This window comes from Thermococcus pacificus (assembly GCF_002214485.1).
GTDB classification, from domain to species: Archaea; Methanobacteriota_B; Thermococci; order Thermococcales; family Thermococcaceae; genus Thermococcus; species Thermococcus pacificus.
Map to the genome: position 1 here is coordinate 918894 of NZ_CP015102.1, position 22696 is coordinate 941589.

27 protein-coding genes and 1 pseudogene are annotated in these 22696 nt (G+C 54.8%); 9 read left to right on the forward strand and 19 right to left on the reverse strand.

The features are described from left to right. Nucleotides 1-89 precede the first annotated feature (89 nt). The 4 genes from A3L08_RS05160 to A3L08_RS05175 are packed head-to-tail and all read left to right on the forward strand — an operon-like array spanning nt 90 to nt 2413. On the forward strand, nt 90-704 hold the full coding sequence (locus A3L08_RS05160; RefSeq protein WP_088853996.1) for an energy-coupling factor ABC transporter permease: 615 nt from the start codon (nt 90-92) through the stop codon (nt 702-704). Further along, the gene (locus A3L08_RS05165) at nt 701-949 is read left to right on the forward strand and encodes a PDGLE domain-containing protein (RefSeq protein WP_088853997.1); all 249 of its coding nucleotides are present in this window, start codon (nt 701-703) and stop codon (nt 947-949) included. The genes A3L08_RS05160 and A3L08_RS05165 overlap by 4 nt, the downstream gene beginning before the upstream one ends. 1 nt (nt 950) lies before the next feature. Beyond that, nucleotides 951-1610 (forward strand): energy-coupling factor transporter transmembrane component T family protein, encoded by a 660-nt coding sequence (locus tag A3L08_RS05170; RefSeq protein WP_088853998.1) that lies wholly within the window; start codon nt 951-953, stop codon nt 1608-1610. Beyond that, nucleotides 1607-2413 (forward strand): energy-coupling factor ABC transporter ATP-binding protein, encoded by an 807-nt coding sequence (locus A3L08_RS05175; RefSeq protein WP_088853999.1) that lies wholly within the window; start codon nt 1607-1609, stop codon nt 2411-2413. The genes A3L08_RS05170 and A3L08_RS05175 overlap by 4 nt, the downstream gene beginning before the upstream one ends. On the opposite strand, the gene glmM is transcribed toward A3L08_RS05175, so the two are convergent. The 8 genes from glmM to A3L08_RS05215 all read right to left on the reverse strand — a co-directional run bounded on the left by glmM (nt 2403) and on the right by A3L08_RS05215 (nt 9777). Next, entirely contained in the window at nt 2403-3773 is a 1371-nt protein-coding gene (gene glmM, locus A3L08_RS05180; RefSeq protein ID WP_088854000.1) for a phosphoglucosamine mutase, read from the reverse strand. The two genes, A3L08_RS05175 and glmM, sit on opposite strands and share 11 nt — an antisense overlap. Before the next feature lies 1 nt (nt 3774). Continuing rightward, nucleotides 3775-5169: a mannose-1-phosphate guanylyltransferase/mannose-6-phosphate isomerase gene (locus A3L08_RS05185; RefSeq protein ID WP_088854001.1), complete on the reverse strand. Its 1395-nt coding sequence runs from the start codon at nt 5167-5169 to the stop codon at nt 3775-3777. 69 nt (nt 5170-5238) lie between these two features. After that, nucleotides 5239-6603 carry an ADP-specific glucokinase gene (locus A3L08_RS05190; RefSeq protein WP_088854002.1) on the reverse strand — a complete coding sequence of 455 codons (1365 nt, stop codon included), beginning with the start codon at nt 6601-6603 and terminating at the stop codon, nt 5239-5241. A 73-nt stretch (nt 6604-6676) separates the two neighbouring features. Further along, nucleotides 6677-7246 carry a glucose-6-phosphate isomerase gene (gene pgiA / locus A3L08_RS05195; RefSeq protein WP_088854003.1) on the reverse strand — a complete coding sequence of 190 codons (570 nt, stop codon included), beginning with the start codon at nt 7244-7246 and terminating at the stop codon, nt 6677-6679. A 65-nt stretch (nt 7247-7311) separates the two neighbouring features. Then, nucleotides 7312-7908, reverse strand: a complete 597-nt coding sequence (locus tag A3L08_RS05200; protein WP_088854004.1) for a site-2 protease family protein — start codon at nt 7906-7908, stop codon at nt 7312-7314. A gap of 25 nt (nt 7909-7933) precedes the next feature. Beyond that, a complete protein-coding gene (locus tag A3L08_RS05205) occupies nt 7934-8113 on the reverse strand; it encodes a KH domain-containing protein (protein WP_088854005.1) in 180 nt (59 codons plus the stop codon). Nucleotides 8114-8140: 27 nt separating this feature from the next. Continuing rightward, complete coding sequence (locus A3L08_RS05210; RefSeq protein WP_088854006.1) at nt 8141-8836, reverse strand: TraB domain-containing protein; 696 nt, start codon at nt 8834-8836, stop codon at nt 8141-8143. Next, complete coding sequence (locus tag A3L08_RS05215; RefSeq protein WP_088854007.1) at nt 8833-9777, reverse strand: ribonuclease Z; 945 nt, start codon at nt 9775-9777, stop codon at nt 8833-8835. Before A3L08_RS05215 ends, A3L08_RS05210 begins: the two co-directional genes overlap by 4 nt. 190 nt (nt 9778-9967) lie before the next feature. Between A3L08_RS05215 and A3L08_RS05220 the strand changes: the two genes are divergently transcribed. Continuing rightward, the gene (locus A3L08_RS05220) at nt 9968-10927 is read left to right on the forward strand and encodes a tetratricopeptide repeat protein (protein WP_088854008.1); all 960 of its coding nucleotides are present in this window, start codon (nt 9968-9970) and stop codon (nt 10925-10927) included. Here A3L08_RS05220 and A3L08_RS05225 read toward each other — a convergent pair. Together A3L08_RS05225 and A3L08_RS05230 are read right to left on the reverse strand one after the other, a co-directional pair. Next, a complete protein-coding gene (locus tag A3L08_RS05225) occupies nt 10924-11823 on the reverse strand; it encodes a cation diffusion facilitator family transporter (RefSeq protein ID WP_088854009.1) in 900 nt (299 codons plus the stop codon). The two genes, A3L08_RS05220 and A3L08_RS05225, sit on opposite strands and share 4 nt — an antisense overlap. A 66-nt stretch (nt 11824-11889) precedes the next feature. Continuing rightward, entirely contained in the window at nt 11890-12219 is a 330-nt protein-coding gene (locus A3L08_RS05230) for a NifB/NifX family molybdenum-iron cluster-binding protein (protein WP_088854010.1), read from the reverse strand. 59 nt (nt 12220-12278) lie between these two features. Between A3L08_RS05230 and A3L08_RS05235 the strand changes: the two genes are divergently transcribed. Next, nucleotides 12279-12689 (forward strand): OsmC family protein, encoded by a 411-nt coding sequence (locus A3L08_RS05235; protein WP_088854011.1) that lies wholly within the window; start codon nt 12279-12281, stop codon nt 12687-12689. On the opposite strand, the gene A3L08_RS05240 is transcribed toward A3L08_RS05235, so the two are convergent. The 3 genes from A3L08_RS05240 to A3L08_RS05250 form a co-directional block, all read right to left on the reverse strand. Next, nucleotides 12679-13695 (reverse strand): arsenic resistance protein, encoded by a 1017-nt coding sequence (locus tag A3L08_RS05240; protein WP_088854012.1) that lies wholly within the window; start codon nt 13693-13695, stop codon nt 12679-12681. The two genes, A3L08_RS05235 and A3L08_RS05240, sit on opposite strands and share 11 nt — an antisense overlap. Before the next feature lie 3 nt (nt 13696-13698). Next, nucleotides 13699-14172, reverse strand: a complete 474-nt coding sequence (locus tag A3L08_RS05245; RefSeq protein WP_088854013.1) for a universal stress protein — start codon at nt 14170-14172, stop codon at nt 13699-13701. Between the two features lie 128 nt (nt 14173-14300). Beyond that, entirely contained in the window at nt 14301-14753 is a 453-nt protein-coding gene (locus tag A3L08_RS05250) for an arsenate reductase ArsC (protein ID WP_088854014.1), read from the reverse strand. A gap of 147 nt (nt 14754-14900) precedes the next feature. On the opposite strand from A3L08_RS05250, the gene arsB reads away from it, so the two are divergent. The 3 genes from arsB (at nt 14901) to tdt (ending at nt 17662) form a co-directional block, all read left to right on the forward strand. After that, on the forward strand, nt 14901-15995 hold the full coding sequence (gene arsB / locus A3L08_RS05255) for an ACR3 family arsenite efflux transporter (RefSeq protein WP_088854015.1): 1095 nt from the start codon (nt 14901-14903) through the stop codon (nt 15993-15995). Nucleotides 15996-16179: 184 nt separating this feature from the next. Further along, nucleotides 16180-16572, forward strand: a complete 393-nt coding sequence (locus A3L08_RS05265; protein ID WP_088854017.1) for a NifB/NifX family molybdenum-iron cluster-binding protein — start codon at nt 16180-16182, stop codon at nt 16570-16572. A gap of 85 nt (nt 16573-16657) precedes the next feature. After that, nucleotides 16658-17662, forward strand: coding sequence for a TDT family transporter (gene tdt, locus A3L08_RS05270; RefSeq protein ID WP_088854018.1), 1005 nt, complete (start codon nt 16658-16660; stop codon nt 17660-17662). Between the two features lie 30 nt (nt 17663-17692). On the opposite strand, the pseudogene A3L08_RS10240 reads toward tdt, so the two are convergent. The 6 genes and pseudogenes from A3L08_RS10240 to aor all read right to left on the reverse strand — a co-directional run. After that, nucleotides 17693-17911 (reverse strand): annotated as a pseudogene (locus tag A3L08_RS10240) (SufD family Fe-S cluster assembly protein); the annotation flags it as partial. Further along, nucleotides 17895-18629 (reverse strand): sulfite exporter TauE/SafE family protein, encoded by a 735-nt coding sequence (locus tag A3L08_RS05280; RefSeq protein ID WP_088854019.1) that lies wholly within the window; start codon nt 18627-18629, stop codon nt 17895-17897. The gene A3L08_RS05280 and the pseudogene A3L08_RS10240, both read right to left, overlap by 17 nt. A gap of 133 nt (nt 18630-18762) precedes the next feature. Beyond that, entirely contained in the window at nt 18763-19239 is a 477-nt protein-coding gene (locus tag A3L08_RS05285; protein WP_088854020.1) for a helix-turn-helix domain-containing protein, read from the reverse strand. Between the two features lie 143 nt (nt 19240-19382). Further along, nucleotides 19383-20564 carry a tungsten cofactor oxidoreductase radical SAM maturase gene (locus A3L08_RS05290; RefSeq protein WP_088854021.1) on the reverse strand — a complete coding sequence of 394 codons (1182 nt, stop codon included), beginning with the start codon at nt 20562-20564 and terminating at the stop codon, nt 19383-19385. Then, on the reverse strand, nt 20521-20769 hold the full coding sequence (locus A3L08_RS05295) for a MoaD/ThiS family protein (RefSeq protein ID WP_088854022.1): 249 nt from the start codon (nt 20767-20769) through the stop codon (nt 20521-20523). Before A3L08_RS05295 ends, A3L08_RS05290 begins: the two co-directional genes overlap by 44 nt. Nucleotides 20770-20840: 71 nt before the next feature. Further along, on the reverse strand, nt 20841-22658 hold the full coding sequence (gene aor / locus A3L08_RS05300; RefSeq protein WP_088854023.1) for an aldehyde ferredoxin oxidoreductase: 1818 nt from the start codon (nt 22656-22658) through the stop codon (nt 20841-20843). Between the last annotated feature and the right edge of the window lie 38 nt (nt 22659-22696).

Below are 22696 nucleotides of genomic sequence, written 5' to 3' on the forward strand. Positions count from 1 at the left end.
CCTTTGGTTGGTAATACGCGGTTTTAAAAACGCTTTTATTTCGTGCTACTCTTCTTGTAATTGATGACACCAAAAGGGAGGTGTTCGAGTTGCACATACCTGACGGTCTGCTGAGCACCCCTGTGATAGCAGTTACGTATATAATAACCGCCTTAGCAGTTGGGTATTCTGCGAGAAAGCTCAAGGACTTTCCTGAGGAAAAAATCCCGCTCCTCGGCCTCTTCGCCGCTGGAATCTTCGCGGCCCAGATGGTCAACTTCCCGATAATAGGCGGCGTCAGCGGGCATCTCCTCGGGGCAACGCTTGTTGCAATACTCCTCGGGCCCTACGCAGCTGTGATGGTCATGACCGCGGTTCTGCTCATACAGACGCTCCTCTTCGGGGACGGAGGAATAACCGCAATCGGTGCAAACATCCTCAACATGGGGCTGATCGGGGCATTCATAGGATATGCCCTTTACACAAAGCTCAAGAACATCAACGAGACCCTCGCGATGGGCCTTTCAGCATGGCTCTCCGTCGTCCTTGGGGCGGCCCTTGCCAGCGTCGAGATAGGCCTCAGCCACAGCCTCCCGTTCCTCAGGGTTCTCACCCTGATGGTCGGCTATCACTCGATAATCGGAATCGGCGAGGCTGTACTCACCGTCCTGATAGTCCACGCCGTAAGGGTGAAGCTTCCGTCGATTGAGGGGGTGCCGGCATGAGGACGGTTTTCAAGGGGTTGATAATTATAGCCCTCCTCCTGGCGATAGTGTTACCCCTCGCGTCGAGCAATCCCGACGGGCTGGAGGCAACTATGGAAAAGGTTGGCCTTGAGGAGAAGCCCGTCTATCAAGCGCCTCTCGACTACGGCGAAACCTGGGGCCAGAGCTTCGCCATGGGCCTGCTCGGAATCACTCTGGCCTTTGGGGTTGGCTACGGCCTGGCAAAGCTCGCCAGGGGTGCCTGAGGTGTATCTGCCCTTCATTTTCCTTTATGCAATTGGCGTGGTGACGAGAAAGAGCCTCACCGAGTTAGCCTACTTCGCACTCCTTTTCCTGGTGGTTGCACTCATAATGAGACCTAAGAGGAGCGTTTTCAAAAAGCTCGGCTTTCTCCTCGGCTTTGAAGGTCTGCTGTTCGTTATGGCCCTGTTTAACCCTGGAAGGCCGCTTCTGGAGACGCCCCTCGGCCCGATAACCCACGAAGGAGTGTACTCTTTCTTCACCCTCCTCGGCAAGGCTTTCCTCTCCGCGGGAACGGCCGTGGTTGTGACGGACTCCGTGGGCTTCTCCAGGATACTCGCCGAGATGGAGGCCCTTAGATTTCCCAGGGTGCTCACCCTGACACTGGCCTTCACCTACCGCTACCTCGACCTCTTCGTGGAAGAAGCCATGAGGATGAAGCGCGCCCTGGACTCGAGGACCTTTGGCGTGGGGAAAAGGGAGTACTACAGGAAGCTCGGCTCCCTCATAGGAGAGGTTTTCGTCAGGGCATACCTCAGGAACGGGAGGATATACAACGCCATGCTCTCCAGGGGCTTCGGAGAGTTTCCCAGCCTGGAAGAGCCGAGACCAAGCGTCCAAACGGCGACACTGGTCCTTCTCGCACTGGGGGGTCTGCTGGTATGATAGAGCTGGAAGACGTTCACTTCTCCTACTCCGGCAGGGAGGTGTTGAGGGGGATAAGCCTTGCCATAGAGAGGGGAGAAATCTTTGGACTCCTCGGGCCGAACGGGGCTGGAAAGAGCACCCTAATCCTCCACCTTAACGGCATACTAAAGCCGAAGAGGGGAAAGGTTCTCGTGGACGGCCTTGACCCGGCAAAAAACCCGAGGGAAGTCCGGAGAAAGGTCGGGATAGTCTTTCAGGATCCAAACGACCAGCTCTTCTCGCCGACGGTGTTTGAGGACGTCGCCTTCGGCCCCTACAACCTCGGTCTCCGCGGAGAGGAGCTGAGGAAGAGAGTATTGAACGCGCTGGAGCTCGTTGGCATGGTTGAATACCTCAATAGGGACACAAAGGAGCTGAGTTTCGGCGAGAAGAAGAGGATAGCGATAGCAACAGTCTTAGCGATAGAACCTGAAATCATCGTCTTCGACGAGCCCTTTGCCAACCTGGACTTCAGGGGCAAAAAGCTGATGAGGGAGCTTATCCTCGGGCTGAAGAACCAAGGAAAAACAGTTATCCTCGCCTCCCACGAGGCCGAGTACCTCTCGCTCTGCGACAGGATAGCCCTGATGGACGGGGGAAGAATAGTCACAGTCGGAACGCCCAAAGAGGTACTCGGAAACCCCGACCTTCTGAGGGAACACAACCTCGATGTCCCGCCGCTGGCAGAGCTCTTCCTGAGCCTGGACCTTCCGGTTCCTGGGAGCGTTGAGGAAGGAAAGAAACTGCTGGAAGAGTGGAAAGCCGGGAGAATCAGGCCCTAAGGGCCTCCTCCAGCAGCTCAAGCCCCAGGTTCAGGTATTCCTTCGCCTTCTCCTCGCTTTTAGCTTCGCTGAAGACCCTGATTATCGGCTCGGTGCCACTCGCCCTCACGAGAACCCAGCCGTCGTCAAAGATTATCTTGGTTCCGTCTGTTGTGTCTATCCTGTAACCTCTCTTCTCAGCGAGCTCGGCGACCTTTGCCACTATTGCCTTTCTGTCGCCCTCGACGTGCCTCTTCGTCTTGAACTGGTAGTACTTGGGCAGTTCATCGATAAGCTCGCTGAACTTCTTGCCCGATTTGGCGAATATCTCGACTATCTTGGCAGTAGTCATCGCACCGTCCCTTCCCAGGACGAAGTCCGGGAAGATAACGCCGCCGTTCTCCTCGCCGCCGAGGGTACCGTTGTTCTCCAGAAGGGCCCTGGCAACAATGAGGTCGCCGACTTTGGTTCTCATCACTTTTGCCCCGTTACGCTTCGCTATGTCATCGAGGAGGTTTGATGTAGCTATGGTAGTAACGAGAAGCCCGCCGCCGTTTTCCCTCAGCACGGCGTCGGCAACGAGCGCGAAGGTCTTGTCGCCCTGGATGAAGCGACCGTTTTCGTCTATGAAGACCGCCCTGTCAGCGTCGCCGTCCTGGGCAACGCCGAAGTCTGCACCAAGGGCCTTAACTATCTCCTTGAACTCCTTAAGGTTCTCCTCGTTGGGCTCCGGGTTTCTGGCCGGGAAGTGGCCGTCCGGGTGGGCGTTTACAGAAACAACCTTACAGCCGAGCTCCCTGAGCAGGTATGGAAGCGTGAGCGAGCCGGCGCCGTTGGAGGTGTCGACAACGACAAAGGGTTTCCTCTTCCTTATCGCCTCGATGTCCACTCTGCTCTTTATCACCTCGATGTAGGGCTTGATGATGTTCTCCTCGCGGACTTCACCTATCTCGTCCCATCTGGCCCTGTCAAAGTCCTCCTTGAAGAAAACCTCCTCAACGACCGCTTCCCTCTCCTTTTTCAGGCCCATGCCGTTCGGCTCGAGGAGCTTTATGCCGTTGTACTCGGGTGGATTGTGGCTGGCGGTTATGACGGCTCCTCCATCGGCGTTGAAGTTGGCAGTTGCCCACTGGATTGCAGGAGTTGGAGCTATGCCAACGTCTATCACGTCACAGCCGACGCTTAGCAGGCCGCTGATTAAAGCGTCCTTCAGCATCTCCCCGCTTACCCTGGTGTCTCTGCCGACAACGACTAGGGGCCTTTTCCTTCCCTCCCTCTTGAGCATCGTCCCGAAGGCCATGCCCATCTTAAGGGCGAACTCCGGCGTTATCTTCTCGTTCGCTATTCCGCGGACTCCAAAGGTTCCGAAGAGCTTTCCCATTTCAACCCCTCCCGAAATCGTCCTCAAAGCGGACTATGTCGTCCTCACCTAGGTATTCACCGATCTGGGTCTCGATAACTTCAAGAACAACTTTTCCCGGGTTTTCAAGGCGGTGAATAACTCCTGCCGGGATGAAGGTGCTCTCACCGGGCCTTAGGAGTATCTCCTCGTCCCCGACGCGGACTTTGGCGGTTCCTCTCACCACGACCCAGTGCTCGCTCCTGTGGTAGTGCATCTGGAGCGACAGCTTCTTGCCCGGCAGAACGGTGAGGCGCTTTATCTTGTAGCGCTCGCCCTCCTCAAGGACCGTGTAGCTTCCCCACGGCCTGTAAGCGGTTCTGTGCACAAGCGCCCGCTCATCATTCCGCTCCTTCAGGCGCTTGTAAACCTCCTTAACCCTCTGCCCCTCACCGCGGTGGGCCACTAAGAGGGCATCATCAGTATCGATGATTATCAAATCCTCCACGCCGACAGTTGCCGTCAATCTTTCGGCCATTATGAGGTTGTTCTTCGAGTTTACCCCAATGTGGTAGGTTTTCTTGCCCTTCATCACGACGGCGTTTCCATCTTCGTCCTTCTCAAGCACGTCGTAGATCGCGTCGAAGCTTCCCAGGTCGTTCCAGTAGGTGTTGAGGGGAACTACCGCCGCTTTGTCGGTCTTCTCCATGACCCCATAGTCTATGCTTATATCCGGGGCCAGCTCGTAGGCCTTCTCTATGCTCTCCTCCTCGAAGGCCTTCGCAACTTCCGGGGCGTGCTTCTTCACCTCATCCAGGAAAACTCCCGTGTTGAACGCGAACATGCCGCTGTTCCAGTAGTAGCCCTCCTCAACGTAGCGCTTGGCCGTTTCAAGGTCTGGCTTCTCCTTGAACTCGCCGACACGGTAGCCGAGAATGTCATCCCCTTCTCTAAGGGCCTCCCCGGGCCTGATGTAGCCGTAGCCCGTGTGGGGTTTAGTCGGCTTTATGCCGAAGGTTACGAGGTGCTCCCTGGCGAGCTTCTCCGCGTTCCTGAATGCCCTCTCGTAGGCCTCCCCGGCGTCGATGAGATGGTCACTCGGGAGAACCGCAGCGATGGAGTCCCCAAAGGTCTCCTCAATGCGCTTTGCCCCCCAGTATATCGCCGGAAGGGTGTTCTTTCCAACCGGTTCGAGAAGAAGGTTCTCCTCAGGCACTTCAACGCCCAGTTCGCTCAGATCGTCTAAAACGCGGAATTTGTACTTCCGGTTCGTGACTATGAAGATTTCTCCGGGCTTCGAGAATTTGAGCGCCCTCTTTACGGTCTTCTGGAAGAGGCTCTCCCCATCGAGGAAGCGGACGAACTGCTTGGGCATCAGCTCCCTGCTGAGGGGCCAGAGTCTCGTCCCCTTTCCACCGGCGAGAATCAGCGTCTTCATTGCGACCACCATCTAGCTTCTGCCTACTGCTTTGTTGTTACAGGTTTTTAACTTTGGCGAAAGGAAAAATCAACGGAGGGCGAACTCGCCCACGAAGGCAGAGCTGGAGATGGTGTCGCCGATTCCTACGGTGGACTTTGGCTTTGCCACTATCTTCGTTGGGATGAATGCGAGCTGGTAGCCGTTAACCTCTGCTATCCCGTCTCTCATGCCGTATTCCCTCACAAGGGCCTCTTCCACGGGCTTTGCCTTCTCATTGACCGGAACGTCCATGGCCTTTATAACGTCGTCTATCGAGCGCACATCGCCGAGCTTCGCCTTTGCCGCAGCAGCCAGGGCCGCGAAGAGGAGGGCATCGCGGACGAAGTCGCCTTTGTAGTCTGTCAGCGCGAGGTAGTAGCCGTAGGTGTGGAAGTGTATCCTCTTCACGCCGGTTTTTTCAGCGAGCTTGAGCATGGCCTCAGTGACGGCTATCGGGTCAACGGGATCGTGAGAGAGAAGCTTCTCAGCGAGGCTTTTCTCGCCCATAACCTCCATTATCGATGCCAGCTCGACCTCGTTAAGTCCAACGCTCCAGAACTTTCCGAGTAAGCCCAGGATTGCCTTTCTAACAGTTTCATCTGGCGTGAACGCGAACTCGAGGTGGACGGGAATGCCCTTCTCGTTCAGAACCTTGAGGTGTTCCTCGATGATTTCAAACGGCTGGCGGTAGTTTTCCTTCGTGAGCGCCTGGAGGCCGCTGATTACTGCCAGCTCTGCCTCGCTGGCTATCTCCCCAAACCTCTCCCTGAACTCCGGCCTTATGTAGACGTTCGGGTTGTAGTCGTCGGCCGAGCCTATGAAGCGGTTCTCCCTCGGTGCCTCGAAGTCGAAGACCCCGAAACCCCTCGGAAACTCGTAGATGTAGTGGAAGCAGTTCTCCTCGTCCCCGGCGAAGTTCCTTGGTTGGACGAGCTTGAGTGAGCCGTTTTCAACCTTTGGCACGTAAATCGGCCCGTCCTTGAAGAGGTCCGCCTGGAGTTTCGAAAGCTGGGGGACGTGGGCTATGACCGGAACGCCGTAGACACCGCCGAGGAGGTTGGCCATTATGCCGACCTGGCCGCCCATCCTCAGCTCGTCCCAGCCCCAGCGCTTCATGTAAAAGCGCGTGGAGCAGCTTTCAACGAAGAGCTCGGCCGCTTTCCCCCTCTTTATGCTCCAGAGTATCGAGCCGAGGAGCTGGGGGACGTTCTCTATCCTTTCAGGAAGCCCATCTGCGTAGCGGAGAACCTCGTCCTTCCCGGCCTTTTCAATCCGTCCCTCCAGGTCTCTCCCGTCGAGATACTTTATTGCGTCGATGTTGGTGTTGTATGCCAAAAGAACCCTTCCGACCCTTCCAATCCTGCTCCTGACGGCCTCAAAAGCGGATGAGTAAAGAGCGTCCCAGGTCATCATGTATCACCGGGAGTGAGTAAAGTGTGAAAATTAATAAGGGTTACGGTGGGAAAGAACAGGCCAGCGGAGGGAGTCACTCCCTCCAGCGCGGGTTGTCCACCACCTTAACTTCTCCGTTCTCCTCGATAACGATCTTAGAGAAGCCCTTCTCAGCTATGCTTCCATAGTCGTGGCCGGCGTCAGCCGGGTAAACCGCGAGGAAGATGAATGGCTCGTCGCCAGTGTTGACAGTCCTGTGCGCCCAGTAGGGAGGGACGTAGACGACGGTTCCGGGGCCCATCGGTATCCACTCGGCCTTTCCTTCCGGTGTCTGGAGGAGCATTCCGCCCTTCCCCTTGATGCCGTAGTATATCTCTGCCCTGTCGGCCTTTGAGTGGAAGTGTCCCTTCGTGAAGAAGAACTCCTTGCCGACCTTGCCTGGGTAGAGGACGGTTGTGGCAAAGTTGAGGTCGCCGTCCTTCTCGTCCTGCTCCACAGCGTAGACCTCGTAAACGACCGGGTCGTCCTTGAGGAGCTCGTTGTAGGCCTCCTCGTCGAGGAAGTAACCCTTCAGGCTGCTGAGCCTCCTGACGAGCTTCTTCGCCCCGGGAATGACGCCGGTCTCAAGGTCTATGTTAACTCCAATCGGGTTCTTATACTCCATAAGCATCACCGGGATAAGATAAGCCAAGCCCTATTTAACCTTTCCCTTTTGTATCACTGTCAGTGTTATGGAAGTCTGTAAAGGAGGTAGGCAAGGCCGATGGAAGCCGCCCAGACGCCGGTGTTCCAGCGCGTGACATTATATCCGTCGAGCGGTGGAAAGGGGAGAAGGTTGAAAAACGCCAGCCAGAGGTTCACTACCACGGTCGTCCAGAGGACTCTCCATGCAAATGGGGAAAGATAAAGGGACTTCAGGATCAGCAGTGAGAGGAAGCCGACGGCTATGTTGGTGGCCGGGCCTGCAAGGCTTATCTTTCCGTACGCTTCCTTATCTTCCCAGTACTGGTAGGGGGTGTATATGTAGACAGCCCCGAGGGCGGCGAATATCCATGTGCTCCCCGTTAGAACCCTCGTTAGGAGGCCGAACAGGAGGGCTATCATTATCCCCGTGTCCCAACGTTTGTAGTACGCCTTATAACCGTAGCGTCTTGCCACCTGCCTGTGGGCGAGCTCATGGGAGAGGAATGCCGTAAGAACCGCCACAAGGGCGTAGGGCAACTGTCTGGGATCAAAGTTTGAGAAGAGTAGAACGAGTACCAAGAAAGAAATCGCAAAGTCCTCGAGTTCATTCTTTCTGCTCCCCTTCCAAGCGCGGTAGTCCATCAACCGTCCCCCAGAACGGCAGGACTTACCTGCCAACTACTTCAATCTTCCTGCCGATAACGAGCTCGGCCGCCTTAACCGCGGCTCCTCCGCTCCCGACGGCGATTCTAACCTGGTCCTTTGGAACGTAGACGATAATTTTGTCCTCAAGCTCTTCCATTTCCAGGATTTTGACGTTGAGCATCTTTTCCAGCCTGTCCTTCATGGCAATCCCCACCTTAATTTGGGTCCATCAAATATAAAAGTAACGACTGGTTGCGACCCTTTCTTCCGCCCGGTCAAGGATGTGCTCGATACCCTGCTTGTGGCCGAGGCCCACCACTGCCACCACTCTGGGCCTCTTAATCCCCTGGAGCTTCAGGTTATCGACTATCGAGATGAGGTTTCTGACCATGACCTCGTTCCTCTCCTCGACCAGGACGCGGTAGAGGTACGGATAGCGGCGTTTGAAGCCCATCATCATGGTTCTGTACTCGCTCATGGGGTCTGGCATGCCCTCGCCGGGCTTGATGGGCAGAAAGACAGCGAGGGCTTCGAGGGCCATCAGGAGCTTTTCTCTGGCGGGGGCGGCCGCTATCTTCCCCAGTATGACGTTTATGTCCTCGTCGATGAGGTAAAGAGGCACGCCGAGGGCCCGGGCGGTGCTTATGGCCGCCTTCATTTCCTCCCCCGGCTTCATGCCAAACTCCTCTCCGAGTTTCTCCTCAACCTTGGCCAGGACGTAGTTTATCAGTCCCCGCCTCCCGAAGCGGAGCGCGTCCTCGAAGGTCATCTCCCTCTCCTGGCCCATGGCAATGAAGCGGGTTCTGTCGAGCTCCACCGCGACGGCGTGGGGCCTCTCCTCCAGTATCGTCCTGATGACCTCTTCCCTGCTCTTCGGCGAGACGTGCATCGTGCCTATGACCCTGACGTAGCGAAGGTAGCTCATCCTCTCTCCTCCAGGAGATTCCTCAGCTCCCAGGAGCCGGATTTGAAGGTTATCACGTCGAAGTCCTTTGGGACGATAAAGTTCACCCCGAAGTCCCCGCATATCCTCTCCGCTTCCCTCACGTATTCCTCGTAGGTGTAGCGGAAGGCCCTGTGGAAGAGCGCGAGGAGCTTCACCTTCGCCTTTCTGGCTATATCGCAGGCCTCTTCTACTGTGGAGTGGTAGCTCTCGCCCCTGTCGCCGGGATTCAGGTAGGTCGCCTCGTGGATCAGAAGGTCGGCCCTCTCTGCGAAGAGCCTCACCCTCTCAGCCGGTTCCGTGTCGCCCGTGTAGACCACCTTCAGCCCCTTCTTCCTTGGCCCGGTAACGTCCTCAAGGCGGATTACACGGCCGTTCCACTCGATTTGGCCTTCTCTCTCAAGCTTCCCAAGGATTGGCCCCTCGCTCAGGCCGTATTCCCTCAACTTCTCTGGCAGAAACTTCCCGCGTTTGTCCCTCTCCTTGAAGACGTAGCCGAGGGCTGGAATGCCGTGTTCAACCTTGAAGGACCAGATTTCGTAGTCACCGAACTTTAAGCGGGTCTCGCCGAGCTCGTGGACGTGTATATCAAAACCGGGCCGAAAGAAGCCGCTGTTTAGAAAGTGTTGCACGAACTCGAAGGTGTACTTGGGCCCGTAGATATGGAGTGGCTTCTCCCTATCCCAGAGGTTCATAGTCTGGATTAATGCAGCCAGTCCGAGGTAGTGGTCGCCGTGGAAGTGGGTTATGAAAATCTTCTCAACCTTCATCGGGCTCAGCTTTGCGGTGTTCATCTGCCTCATCGTGCCTTCCCCGGCATCGAAGAGGATTATCTCACCTTTGTAGCGGAGGGCTATCGCTGGCACGTTTCTCTCCTTTGTGGGCATTATACCGCCGGTGCCGAGGAAGAAGACTTCGAGCATGGTGTATGCTCCTCGCGACCCCTTTAAAAGGTGACTGCTTCTTCGGATCTGAGGACAAGTTGATGCCCCTTTGGGTTCGTATCGGGGTGAGTACCGAGATAGCTGGGCCTTCTTTTCGACTCCCTTTCGTTTAATCCCGGCCAAAGTGTTAAATACTCGCAGGCGGCTAATTATTATGAGGTGTTCTAACATGGAAGAGATCCTGAAGGCGATTGAGGAGAGGAACTGCAAAAAAGTTGCAGAACTTCTGTACCACAAGGTTGACGAGCTGGGCGACGAGGAGCTGAAAGAGGTCCTTGAAAAGGCCAAAAAGCTCGCCCTGGAATGTGAGGACTTTGAACTCTACAAGCTCACCATTTACTACTTCCACGAGCTTCTCGGAATAGACATGGTAAATGAGTTCGAGAAGCTTGCCGAGGAGAAGGACACTTTTGAGGCCAAGTTCGAGCTGGCTGACCTTTACTACCTTCTCGGGGAGCTGGAGAAGTCCCTGGACCTCTACCGCGCGCTTCTGGAGGAGGAGACGGCCAAGGGCAACGTGGAGAACGTGGCCAAGGTCTACTACAGCATGGCCCTCATCCACGAGGAGCTCCAGGAGTACGAGAAGGCCCTTGAACTCATGGACAGAGCGGAGGAGATATACCGCGACCTTGGGGACGAGGAGCAGCTCCTCAGGGTGGGGATTCACAGGGCTTACGTGCTCTTTGAGAGCGGCGAGGTCTATGAAGCGAAGGCCATGCTCGCCGGCTTGCTCCCGAAAGTCCTCGATAAGAAGGACCTGCTCGTTGAGCTCCACCTGAGCTTCGAGGAGATATTCGAGGACGACGAGAACTACGATGCCGCCCTGCAGGAGTGCCTCTACGCCCTAATCCACGCGAAGGGAACGGATTACGAGGACGTAGCCTTCGGCTCGCTCATGGACGTCCTCTGGCAGCTCTTCCTTGAGGATGACTTCGAGACGGTCTACCTTAACATCGACATGTTCGCAAGGGCCTTCCCGGACATGAAGGACTTCTTCGAGGCGGTGAAGGCGATAGCCCTCTACAAGGACGGCAAGATGTCTGAGGAAGAGGTAAGCAAATACATCGAGAAGGTTACGGATCAGAGACAGATAGACCTGCTGGAGTTCCTCGGGGAAGCGGAGCTTTAGCTTCTCTTTTCTTCATTGCATATCACGTTCTTACTGGTGCACCGGTTCACCTCAAGCTGAACCGTCACGTGAGTTATCCCGTACTTCCTCAGCCTTTCCTCGACCTCGTCTATTATGGCCTGGCCTTTACTTACCGGCATGTCGTCAACCTCAACGTGGCACTCGAAGTGGATTTCCTTCTCCCCAATCCGCCAGGCATGGAAGTGGTGGGCGTTCTTAACTCCCGGGATGGACTCGATTTCCCTTTTTATCACCTCGAAGTCGAGCTCTGGAGAAGCCTCCATTAGAACCTCAACGCTCTCCTTCAGTATCTCGTAGCCCTCCCTCAGGATGTAGAGCGATATGAAGACCGTAACGAGCGGGTCAACCCAGGTGACGTTCCACTTGATTATCAAAACCCCACCGACGACGACCGCCACGGAAGAGAGGGTGTCGCTCATGAGGTGCAGATAAGCGGAGCGGACATTCATGCTCTCGTGAGCGTGGCTGTGGAGGAGGAGAACGGAGATGAGGTTGGCGCCAAGGCCTATTAAGGCAACCCCCAGCATAAGCGGACCGTCTATCGGCTCCGGGTTTTTGAAGCGCCTGTAAGCCTCAACAAGGAGGAAGAGGGAAACCCCAACGAGGACGGCGGAGTTTATGAAGGCAACGAGGATTTCGGCCCTCTTGTACCCAAAGGTGTACTTCTCGTTGGCCCTTCTCTCGCCGATTTTTATCGCGAAGTAGCTCGCGAGTAAACTCATCGAGTCACTGAAGTTGTGGAGGGAATCGCTGAGGAGGGAGAGGCTTCCCGAGAGGATTCCACCGATTACTTCGGCAATCGTGATGACCAAGTTGAGAGCTATCGAGAAGGCCATCCTCCCCTTAAGCTCGCCGTGATGATGGTGATGGCCCATTCTTTACCCACCATTTTCCGGTGAAGTGAAGGGCTTAAAAATGTTTTGAACGTTAAGATTGAAATCTCAACGAAGCTTCCGAAGGACATCTCCCACTTTCATGGGGGTATCGAGGACAACCATCTTAATCCCAGCTGAATCCAAAATCATCTTACCCTTAGGGCAGTCCGTTCTTGATATTATGGCGTTGATGCCGAGGTTGACCAGAAAGAGGGCAACTTTTGAGCCTGCTCCATAAGGCTCCTGCCTGTAGGGGTTCTCAATGACTTTAACGTCCTTTACAGCTCCGTCTTCAACCTCAACAAGCGTAAACGTTTCGGCCCTCACCAAACTCTTGTGAACTTCATCGTCGAGACCGCCCTTTGAAGTAGGAACCGCAACCAGCGTTTTCACCACCGGTCAAGAATGGGTGAAAGAATTTTTAAGTTTGCCTCCCAAGGACTTCCGGTGGTGTTATGGAGAGGCTTGAGTACAAGGCCGAGCTTGAGTGGGACGGCAACGTCGGGAGCACTGCTAAAGTTAGAGAGTTCACCTTCAAAATTGACACCAACACCGACGGCCGCAATGCTGGCCCGAACCCGACCGAGTACCTCCTCTCGGCCATAGGCGGATGTCTGACGGTGAACTGGGGGCGGCTCATCAAGAAGATGCGTCTGGACGTGGAGGGCTTCAAGGTCGAGGTCAGGGGATGGCGCACGAGGGACGAGCCCCAGCTGAGAGAGATAACCTACAAGATCACCGTTTTCACGAACGAGCCGGAGAGAAAGATACTCCGCGTCAAGGAGCTCGCCGAGAAGTACGGGACGGTCTTCAACACAGTCGGAGCGGAGAAAATAAATGGGGAAGTCGAGATAGTCAGACCGTAGCTGGAGTTCCTCCCTCGCTGCACGTCTCGAAGATACATTTAATCCTCTCAGCGGCCTTCAGGTATAGGATGAGGAAGATTATCTGGAATATTGGGAGCGTAGCGGCTGGAATCGCCACCAGGGGCTCGAATGCGAGGGTGGCAATCGCTATTGCCGTCCCGTTGTTCTTGCCGACGCTGAGGAAAGCGATGGCCATGTGCTCCCCGTACTTCAGGCCAAGGGCTCTGTCTAGCCACGTGATGAGGCCGAGCATGATCACCATGTAGACCGTGTTCACGACGGCAAGCTCGACGAGAAGCGTCCACTTGCTCAGCAGGAGTTCGGCCTTCATAAAGAATATCAGGCCGACGAGGACGAGCATTGTGGACATCGTTATGGCCCCAAAGAGTGGCTTCAGCGACAGGAAGCGCTCCGGGCCGAGCCTTCTTATGAGTGCCCTCCTCGTCAGGTCCCCGAGGAGCATCGGCAGGATTAGCATGATGAAGACCGTCCTGAGCAGCAGTGAAAGTGGAACCGGGACGCTGTAAGCACTCCCCAAGAGTTTTATCCACAGGGGGAGCATCACGGGTATCAGAAGGAAGTTGACGCCGAGGGCAACGGTAGCAACTTCAAGGTCTCCACCGGCCAGTCCGGTGTAGCCTATGCTCATAGAGGAGCCGGGGACGAGCATGACCAGGAGAAAGCCCAGGGCAAGGTTCGGGTCGTGAATGAAGCCCTTAACGAGGAGGAACCCTATTATGGGCGTCAGGACGAAGTTGTACGCCAAGCTCAGGAGTACTGGCCTCGGTTCTTTCATAACTTGAGGGATACGCCCGAGGTTGAGGTTAATCATCATCGGGTAGATCATAAGGAACACTAGGAGGGTGGTTAAAGAGCTCAGTCCCACCTTGTGGGCCTTGGCAAACCCGGGAAAGGCTAGCCCAAGGAGCCAGCCCACGGCTATTGCAACCAGCGAGTACCATAGGAGGTTCTTTTTCAGGTTGTTGGAGAGCTTCAGCCAGTTCATTCTTCATACCTCCTCGTGGGTTTTTATCAGCAGAACGGGCCGTTTCGTCTTCTTCAGCACGCGCATTGTGGTCGAGCCAAGGGATTCGTGGGAGAATCCGAGCTTCCCGTGGCTCGGGAGGATGATGAGGGAGACGTCCTCCTCTTCAGCGACCTTAACTATCTCCTCCCAGGGGACGCCGAAGCGGACCATTGGGGTGACCTTCTCAGCCCTGAAGGCCCTCTTGATCTCGTCCATTCTCTCAAGGAGCTTCTCCATGGCAACTTCTTTCAGTCTCTCCTCGATGTCCTTGAGCTCCTTTTCCTCGTCCCCGTAGAAGAGCGAGTAGCCGTCCATGAGCTCTTCAAGGGTTCCCTCGTCGACCACGTGGAGGAGGATGACCTCCCCAACCCTCATCTCATTCATCCTCTCAAACTGGAGCACCGCCCTGCAGTACCCCTCGCTGAAATCCGTTGGGAGGAGCACCTTTCTAAACATGAGGTATCACCTGTTAAGCTTTTCACTTTAATAATTTTTCATATGTTTGGGATGCATAATGGTTTTAAAGTTTGCTGGACAGATGTGATTATTTTCAAGTGAGAAGAAAATCAGATCAGAGAAGTAGTTTAAGAGATGCTGAAAAGACTCTTCTTTCCTATTATCTCCTCCCTGCTCTTTCCGGCCTTCAAGTCCTCGATGAGCTTTAAGACGCGCCTCTTTATCTCGTCCCGAACCTCCCGATACTTCTCAATCGGCTTACCATAAGGATCCTCAAGCCCCCAGTCCCAGGTCTTCTCGGGAGGAGCATAGGGGCATTTGTCGAGACAGCCCATCGTTATCACGAGGTAGGCCTTATCCGCCATCTCCTCCGTGTAGAGCTTTGGATACTGTCCCTCGAGGGAGATACCGATTTCCTCCATGACCTTCCTCGCGAGCGGGTCTATGTCCTCGGCCGGTTCTGTGCCGGCGCTCATGGCCCTAAAGCGCGGGTCGTCGTTGAAGTAATTGAAGAACGCCTCTGCCATCTGGCTCCTCGCTGAGTTCTTGACACAGACGAAGAGTATGAGCTTCTTCTCCATTTCTACCACCGGATGGACTCGGAGACGGCCTTTAAATTCCTTGCCAAAGTAGTCTATGTAGGCTATATAGCCCCCAGAAGGGTGGTAAACCTAAGGTTCTAAAAATCCTTTTATTTGAACGTTCCTTCAAATAATAAGGTGAGGAAAATGGGGAAGAAAGGGCTGAGCCTGTTTGAGAAATATCTCTCAATATGGGTCGCTTTGTGCATAATGGCGGGCATAGCCATTGGAAAGCTCTTTCCAGCGCTCCCGGAAACTCTGTCAAGGCTCACGATAGCTAACGTCAACATGCCCATTGCGGTGCTGATATGGGCCATGATTTACCCCATGATGGTCAAGGTGGACTTCTCGGCAATAAAAAGGGTACACAAGGGGCAGATGCTCAAAGGTTTAACCGTCACGTGGGTGACCAACTGGCTGATAAAGCCCTTCAGCATGTTCCTCATAAGCTCGTTCTTCATAGGCGCGCTCTTCTCGGCGAAGCTCGGCCTCATAGAGCCCTCACTGGCGAAGGAGTACATAGCGGGCGCGATACTCCTCGGGGCAGCACCGTGCACGGCGATGGTCTTCGTGTGGAGCTACCTTGCGGATGGAGACCCGCTCTACACGCTCGTTCAGGTCGCTACCAACGACCTCATAATCCTCTTCGCCTTTGCCCCGATAGTTGGCTTCCTCATGGGGCTCAACGAGGTCCCCGTGCCCTACGACACGCTCCTCCTCTCGGTTGTCCTCTTCGTGGTGATTCCGCTCACGGCAGGTTATCTCTCCAGGAGGCACCTCCTCAGAACCAAAGGGGTAGAGTGGTTCGAGAGGAACTTCCTTCCAAAGCTGAGCACCGTCTCAATCGTCGGCCTCCTCCTCACGTTGATACTCCTATTCTCCTTCCAAGGGAAGATAATCCTGGAGAACCCGCTCCACATAGCCCTCATAGCGGTTCCGCTAACTATTCAGACGTACTTCATCTTCGCCATAGCCTACGGCTGGGCCTGGCTCTGGAAGCTTCCGCACAAGGTCGCGGCTCCAGCTTCTTTCATAGGGGCAAGCAACTTCTTTGAGCTGGCTGTTGCGGTGGCGATAGCCCTCTTCGGCCTTGAGAGCGGTGCAGCCCTGGCAACGGTCGTGGGTGTTCTTGAAGAGGTTCCCATAATGCTCAGCCTCGTCTGGATAGCCAACAAGACGAGACACCTCTTCACGGCGAAGTTCGAGGCAGGGAGCGCCGCGCCTGCACTCGCGGAGGAGTAATGACAGGTTTTTTCTTCTTTTTTATCCTATCCAAAGCCGGAGAGCTACTGACCCCCGAGAAGCTCTGGAAGCTGAAGGTCAGAAAAATCGGGATAGACCTCGTTACGGGGAAATTTTCAAGGAATGAGCGTGCATATGCACAAAGTTTATATTTGAAAAGATATTCATGGGTATGGTGATGAAAATGAGGATCGCAATTCCGGCTGAGGATGATAGAGGCCTGGAGAGCAACGTGAGCGGCCACTTTGGAAGGGCTAAATACTTCGTCTTCGTGGATGTGGAGGACAACGAGATTAAAGGCTATGAGGTCGTCGAGGTTCCCTTCGAGGAGCACGGGCCCGGAGACCTGCCGAGCTTTGTGAAGGAGCACGGCGGTGAGGTCGTTCTCGCCTACGGCATGGGCAGGAAAGCTATGAGCTACTTCAACGAGCTCGGAATAGCGGTCGTCACCGGCGCCTACGGCCCAATTAAGGACGTCGTTAAAGCCTTCATAGAGCAGGTTCTTGAAGTCGACCCCAACTGGAAGGAGAAGATAGAATGGGAGAAAGAGCACAGAGGAGAATGCGGGGAGCACTGAGCTTTCTCCTTTTTACTTGTTTTGAACACTCGGTTTAAGAAATATTTAAAAATTTTCATATGTGAGTTTTTTCTGGTGAAGTCAAATGAAAGTGAGCGTCAAGGACTTTGCACCGAGCTGGTTTGCGAGCGTTATGGGCACAGGGGCACTGGCACTGGTGAGCCTTGCTTACTCAGGAAGACTAGCCGTTCTAAAAAACGTCGCAGTCTGGCTGACATACTTCAACACTGCCATGTTCTTCGTGCTCCTGATACCCTGGTCCCTCAGGTGGTTAAAATACAGGGAAAATTCCACAAAAGACCTCTATCACCCGATGGTCTCTCACTTCTATGGGACCATAGCCATAGCAATGCTCGTCCTCTCTGCGGACTACCTGCTCATACTAAGGGAAACCGCCGTAGCTAAGGCCTTCTGGCTCATCGGAACACCCCTGACGATATTCTTCGCCCTCCTGATACCCTATCTGATGTTCATTCAGGAGAAGATAGACATAAAGAGCGTCACACCCGCGTGGTTTATCCCACCTGTGGGGCTTATAGTAATCCCCCTGAGCGGAGGCCCCCTCATCGGCACGTTCCACGGAATCTGGAAGGAGATTGCGATCTTGATCAACTACTTTGCATGGGGCTCAGGGTTCTTTCTGTACTTGGCCCTCTTCGCAGTAGTCATGCACCGTTTCATCACCCACGAGCCCCTGCCGTGCGGGATAGCCCCTGCAATTTGGATAAACCTCGGTCCAATAGGTGCGGGCACTTCAACACTCTACATGCTAGTCAGGAACTCAGACTTCATAACGGCAAAGGAGCCGTTCCTGGCGTTTGGAATTGTATTCTGGGGCTTCGGTGTCTGGTGGCTCGCAATGGCAGTAATAATGACGCTCCACTACATAAGAAGGCTAAGCCTCCCTTACAGCCTCGCCTGGTGGGCCTTCATCTTCCCGCTCGGGGCCTACGTCAGCGCCACCCACAACGTCGGCACGGCCTTTGGAATTGGGGCCATAGACTCCTTCGGCTTTGCCTTGTACTGGTTGCTCCTTGCGCTGTGGCTCCTAACTGGGGTGAAAACGCTGAAGCACACCCTGCTTGACTAATTTTTCTTTTTTATCTGGTCGAAGTTCACTCCCCAAAAGGCCCTTTATAATCAGCTCCGTCGCTTCCTCTTTGGCTAAGCCCTTCGCCATTAGCTGGACGAGCTGGGCCTCGTTTACCCTGCCTATCGGGGCCTCGTGCGTGAGTTCCGCTTTATCATTCTTTACCCTAAGCAGGGGGACCGTCTGGACATCCTGCTCCGCCTGATCAGAATTCACCAAGGAAAGAATGAAATCAGAGGACGTTTGCAAGGGTTTTGAGGGCTATGAGGTAGATTATCACCCCTATTACCTTTTTTACATCATCCGAACTCATCTTGAAGTGCATCAGATGTGTTCCAATCCATCCGCCTGCTATCGCCGGAATCGAGACCCAGAGCAAAAGCATCCAGTCGAGGGCCCCCATGCCCCAGTAAGTCAGGAAACCGCTCAGCGAGGAGAAGAACACCACGAGAGCCGTTGTTGAGGCCACTTTCTTGGGCTCGTAGCCGAGCATTATGAGGGCCGGGCTTATTATCCCTCCCCCGCCCACTCCAAGGAGACCGCCGAGGAAGCCCGCTATCCCGCCGATTATCGAGCCTTCAACGATGTGGTTCCCGTCCTTCGGCCTCCGCCTCGGCTTGAAGAAAATCATCATCGTCCCGGAGTAGAGCAGGAAGCCCAGGAAGACCCAGAGGACGTAGACTTTGGGGATGAACTTACCGGCGTAGGCACCAACCGGAGCCATAGCGGTGGCAACGAGAAGAATCGGTAGGCCAAAGCGGTGGTCGAGCTTGCCGTGTTTGAGGTTCTTGAGCGTCGCGGAGAGCATCGAGAGCGTGTTTATGAAGAGACCAGTCGGCTTGGCGGTCATCAGGGGCACACCTAACCACGTCATCGTTGGAACTATCGCTATCGCACTCCCGACGCCCCCAATTGAAAAGACGATACTGAGGATGAGGGATATCAGCGCTAGTTCTGGATAGTTCATTAGGTTCGCCTCATTTTGTTGTACTTGTCGAATGAAGGGGAAGTCACTTAAAAAGATTTTGATACATCAGACGAATCCGACACAAAGGGAGAAATCGTGGCTGGAAGGAAACACGCGGGCAGAAAGAGGAAAATCAGTCAGACCTGATGCAGTCGCTCTCCTGCTCCTCAAGCTTTATTATCCTCTCGAGGACGCACTCCAGGGTGGAAAGGTCGTTAAGTATGCCCTCGAACCTCGTCCTGGCCTCCTCGGACTCGGCCTTCTCAGCGAGGCGGCCGATTATCTCCTTGAGCGGTCTGACCTCGCGCTCGAGGATGTCCTTGGGCTGCTGGAGGAACTTCTCGAGGAAGGCCGGGACGGCGGAGAAATACTTTGTCTTTCCCTCTTTTCTGTAGGTCACGAGATAATCGCGCGTGAGTCTGGAGAGGGAAACGGAGACAGAAGACCTGCTCAGGTGCGTGGCCTCGGCGAGTTCGGATATCGTGAGGGGCCTCTCACTTAGAAGGAGATGGGCGTATATCTTGCCATCGGTGTGGCTGTAGCCCCACCTGCCCAGGAGCTGGGCAACGATTTCAACGAACCTTCTGGACTCCCTTTTCGAGACCGCCATCAATCCCTCACCCAGAGCACGCCTTAAAAGCCAAAAGGAAAAGAGGCTTAAAAAGGTTTTGAGTTCACGCCGTTAAGGCCCTTGAGAACGCCGTGGAGCTGGGAATACAACCCCAGGACGTGGTTTAAAAGGAAAATGGAAGCTCAGTAGAACTTCCCGAAGTTATGCTGCGGAATCGGGCACTGGACGATACGCCTCGCCCACAGGCAGTCGGCACAGCTCGGCTCGTTGCCCCAGCAGTCTATATCGCTCGTCTTGACGAAGTCGCAGGCGTCAACAAGGGGACAATCGGTGCATGAAGGGTACATGTAGTTCTTCATCGTGAAGCGGAACCACGTGTACTTCTCGCTCGTCCATATCTCCGCGAGGCTTTTCTCCCGCACGTTCCCAAAGGAGTAGGCGTTCACCTTCTTCTTCCTGCCGAAGATGTACTCGTAATAGCTGTGCAGGAAGCGGTAGCAGGGGGCAACTTCTCCATCCCAGCGCACAACGGCCACGTTGTTCTCGTCGAAGTCGCAGCTCCTTTCAGTCTTCAGCTCGAAGTAGGGGAGTTTTATGTAGAGGCCGTTGTGGGCTATTCTGTAGAGTTCCTCGAGGATTGGCTTCATATCCACGCTGCCGTCGTAAATGATGTCCTCCATCTGCTCTCCTGTCATGGGGAGGAGGTTCGAGACGAGCATGGAATCAACGCCGAGGTCGAGCAGGAAGCGCGCCATTTCGGGGAGCTGTTTGTAGTTCTCCTTCGTAACGACCACTTCAACGCCAACGCTCGGCCTGTGAGTGCCGTACTCATCGCGGTATTTAACGAGCCTCTTTATCCTGTCGGCGGTCGCAGCCGCGGCGAGGTGTCCTAGGGTTATAGCGTTTTGAGCCGTTGGGACTGTGTCCATGGAGAAATATATCAGATCAACGCCAAGCTTTGCGAACTCGCGGAGCATGTCGTCAGTCATGAGGGTTCCGTTGCTGCTCATTCCGAGGGCGAAGCCCCTCTTCTTAACCTCCCTCACCATGTCCATGAAGCGCGGGTGAACGGTCGGCTCTCCGATACCGCCAAAGTAAATCATCTTAAGCTCTGGGAACTCCTCCGCGTCGTCGAGGATCTTAAGAAATAGCTCCCAATCCATGTCTCCCTCTTCGTCTTCCCAGTACTGCTTGAAGCACATCTCGCACTTTAGGTTACAGCGGCTCGTTATCTCGATGTAGAGGTACTTCATGTCGAGCTTCGGCCTGACTATAACCTTTCCATCCCAGAGGGAGAAGGTGTACTCCTTGTCGGTCAATTCAACCGCCCCCTGCCGGCGGGAATATGCTAACGGTATCTTCATCCGAGAGGGGCGTATCAAGGCCCTGGAGATGCTCGATGTTCTTTCCGTTCACCAGGATTATGCGCCCCTTCTCAAGCTCCTTTTTAAAGCCGGGGAACATTCGATCCAGCTCTTCCAAAAGCTCGCCAACTGTTTTCGGGCCGCTTATTTCCAGCTTTCTCTTCCCAGTGAACTCAATGAGGGTCGCGAAGAGCTTAACCAGCACGAAGATCACCTTAACTCAGGTTCTTTTCGAAGGAACATAAAAGAGTTGCTGGACAAAAATGGGAAGAAGAATCAGAGGAACTCCGCTATGCCGAGCTCTTCCGCTTTCTCCTTCGGAACCCTTCCGTCCTCGGTCCAGCCGCGGAGAGCGTAGTAGCGCGGGAGCATCTCCTTCAGGCGGACAACGTGGCCCTTGTTCGGCCCCTCGGGCATCGGCTCTTCCAAGAAGCGCTTCGGCAGGTTGTCGTCCCTCTCCGGAACGAGTCCGGCCTTGAGGTTGAAAATCCTCTCGGCGTTCCAGATGCGCTCTCCAATCTTGAGGTAGTCCTCGGTTGAGAAGTCCCAGCCTAACGCGGCATTCAGCATGTCACGGTAGTCGTCCGCTCCAAGGCCGAAGGTCGTGAAGACACACAGTCCAGCGGCGTCGATGAGGGCCGTCAAATCCTGGAAGATTATGAGCATCTTCACCTTCTCATCGCTTATGTCGTGCGGGTCCATCTTATAGGGATACCCCAGAATCTCTGGGCTTATCATGTAGTTCTTGATGTGGCAACCGCCGCGGTTGTTGGTTGCGTAACCGAGGCCGTGTCCCTCGGCTCCACGAGGGTCATATGCCGGAAGCTCAAGCTTCTTGACGCTCATGGAGTACTCCGGGTGGCCGTAGCTCTCGGCGAGGCGGTAGCCACCCTCCGCGAGCTTGTCACCAAAGCCCTTCCTGTAGGCTATCTTCTCTATGTAGTAGTGCAGAACCTCCGTGTTCCCCCACCTGAACGGCGGCGCATCGCCGAGCTCCTCGTCCGTTATGTGGCCCTTCTCGTAGAGCTCCATGGCTGTGGCGAGCGTTCCACCGGTCGAGATGGTGTCGAGACCGAACTCGTCGCACTGGTGGTTGGCCTCGATTATGCTGGCTAAATCGTTTATGCCTAGGTTGGCTCCAAAGGTCCAGGTGCTCTCGTACTCTGGCCCCTCAGTTACTCCAACGGTCGGGAGCTTGTTGACCCTTCCACAGCCTATCGGACAGGCGTAGCACGGCTGGTTCCTTATGAGGTACTTGGCAGTCATCGCCTCACCACTCTGCTCGTAGGCGTGCTCAAAGACGCCCTTCTGGAAGTTCCTCGTTGGATAGAGACCGTTCTCATTGATTATGTTGACCAGAACTGCTGTACCGTACTTTGGAAGTCCACCGCCGGCGACAGGGTCGTTCTTGATCTTGTTTATCTTCTCCCTGACGGTGAGCATGAACTTCTGCTTGTCCGCTATCGGGACGCGCTTGCTTCCCTCAACGGCTATTGCCTTGAGGTTCTTGCTGCCCATGACTGCTCCAACTCCGGCCCTTCCAGCTGCCCTGTGGCCGTCGTTCATAATGGCGGCAAACTTAACGAGGTTCTCACCTGCCGGCCCGATCAGTGCTATCCTCACCTTCTTGCTCCCTATCTCCTTTCTGATGGCCTCTTCTGTCTCGCTCACGACCTTGCCCCAGAGGTGACTCGCATCGCGGATCTCAACGTTATCGTCGTTTATGTAGATGTACACCGGCTTTTCGGCCTTGCCCTCAACGATTATGCCGTCCCAGCCGGCAAACTTCAACTCGGCACCAAAGTAGCCACCCGAGTTTGCCATGGTTATAAAGCCCGTCAGCGGGCTCTTCGTGACGACGTTGTATCTTCCACCAGTTGGAGCGCTCGTACCGCTCAGCGGGCCCGGTGTAATGATCAGTTTGTTCTCAGGGCTGAGAGGGTCGACCTTTGGGTCCATCTCCTTTAGGAGGAAGTATATGGCCAGGCCCCTGCTTCCGAGCCACTTCTTGGCGAGTTCTTCGCCATACTCCTCAACCTTTACCTCCCCCGTGGAGAGGTTTACACGCAGAAATCTACCCCAGTTGCCGTACATAGGCATCGCCAAAAATAGGATGGACATTAATGCCTATA

Coding starts and splice junctions, on each gene's coding strand:
- A3L08_RS05210 (WP_088854006.1), bottom strand. CDS start 8,836: ATGAGCTACCTTCGCTACGTCAGGGTCATAGGCACGATGCACGTCTCG.
- A3L08_RS05185 (WP_088854001.1), bottom strand. CDS start 5,169: ATGAAGACGCTGATTCTCGCCGGTGGAAAGGGGACGAGACTCTGGCCC.
- A3L08_RS05250 (WP_088854014.1), bottom strand. CDS start 14,753: ATGGAGAAGAAGCTCATACTCTTCGTCTGTGTCAAGAACTCAGCGAGG.
- pgiA (WP_088854003.1), bottom strand. CDS start 7,246: ATGGAGTATAAGAACCCGATTGGAGTTAACATAGACCTTGAGACCGGC.
- A3L08_RS05175 (WP_088853999.1), top strand. CDS start 1,607: ATGATAGAGCTGGAAGACGTTCACTTCTCCTACTCCGGCAGGGAGGTG.
- A3L08_RS05280 (WP_088854019.1), bottom strand. CDS start 18,629: ATGAACTATCCAGAACTAGCGCTGATATCCCTCATCCTCAGTATCGTC.
- aor (WP_088854023.1), bottom strand. CDS start 22,658: ATGTACGGCAACTGGGGTAGATTTCTGCGTGTAAACCTCTCCACGGGG.
- A3L08_RS05240 (WP_088854012.1), bottom strand. CDS start 13,695: ATGAACTGGCTGAAGCTCTCCAACAACCTGAAAAAGAACCTCCTATGG.
- glmM (WP_088854000.1), bottom strand. CDS start 3,773: ATGGGAAAGCTCTTCGGAACCTTTGGAGTCCGCGGAATAGCGAACGAG.
- A3L08_RS05290 (WP_088854021.1), bottom strand. CDS start 20,564: ATGAAGATACCGTTAGCATATTCCCGCCGGCAGGGGGCGGTTGAATTG.
- A3L08_RS05190 (WP_088854002.1), bottom strand. CDS start 6,603: ATGATGACCTGGGACGCTCTTTACTCATCCGCTTTTGAGGCCGTCAGG.
- A3L08_RS05165 (WP_088853997.1), top strand. CDS start 701: ATGAGGACGGTTTTCAAGGGGTTGATAATTATAGCCCTCCTCCTGGCG.
- A3L08_RS05220 (WP_088854008.1), top strand. CDS start 9,968: ATGGAAGAGATCCTGAAGGCGATTGAGGAGAGGAACTGCAAAAAAGTT.
- A3L08_RS05245 (WP_088854013.1), bottom strand. CDS start 14,172: ATGTTTAGAAAGGTGCTCCTCCCAACGGATTTCAGCGAGGGGTACTGC.
- A3L08_RS05200 (WP_088854004.1), bottom strand. CDS start 7,908: ATGGACTACCGCGCTTGGAAGGGGAGCAGAAAGAATGAACTCGAGGAC.
- A3L08_RS05215 (WP_088854007.1), bottom strand. CDS start 9,777: ATGCTCGAAGTCTTCTTCCTCGGCACCGGCGGTATAATGCCCACAAAG.
- A3L08_RS05285 (WP_088854020.1), bottom strand. CDS start 19,239: ATGGCGGTCTCGAAAAGGGAGTCCAGAAGGTTCGTTGAAATCGTTGCC.
- A3L08_RS05235 (WP_088854011.1), top strand. CDS start 12,279: ATGGAGAGGCTTGAGTACAAGGCCGAGCTTGAGTGGGACGGCAACGTC.
- A3L08_RS05265 (WP_088854017.1), top strand. CDS start 16,180: ATGAGGATCGCAATTCCGGCTGAGGATGATAGAGGCCTGGAGAGCAAC.
- tdt (WP_088854018.1), top strand. CDS start 16,658: ATGAAAGTGAGCGTCAAGGACTTTGCACCGAGCTGGTTTGCGAGCGTT.
- A3L08_RS05205 (WP_088854005.1), bottom strand. CDS start 8,113: ATGAAGGACAGGCTGGAAAAGATGCTCAACGTCAAAATCCTGGAAATG.
- arsB (WP_088854015.1), top strand. CDS start 14,901: ATGGGGAAGAAAGGGCTGAGCCTGTTTGAGAAATATCTCTCAATATGG.
- A3L08_RS05225 (WP_088854009.1), bottom strand. CDS start 11,823: ATGGGCCATCACCATCATCACGGCGAGCTTAAGGGGAGGATGGCCTTC.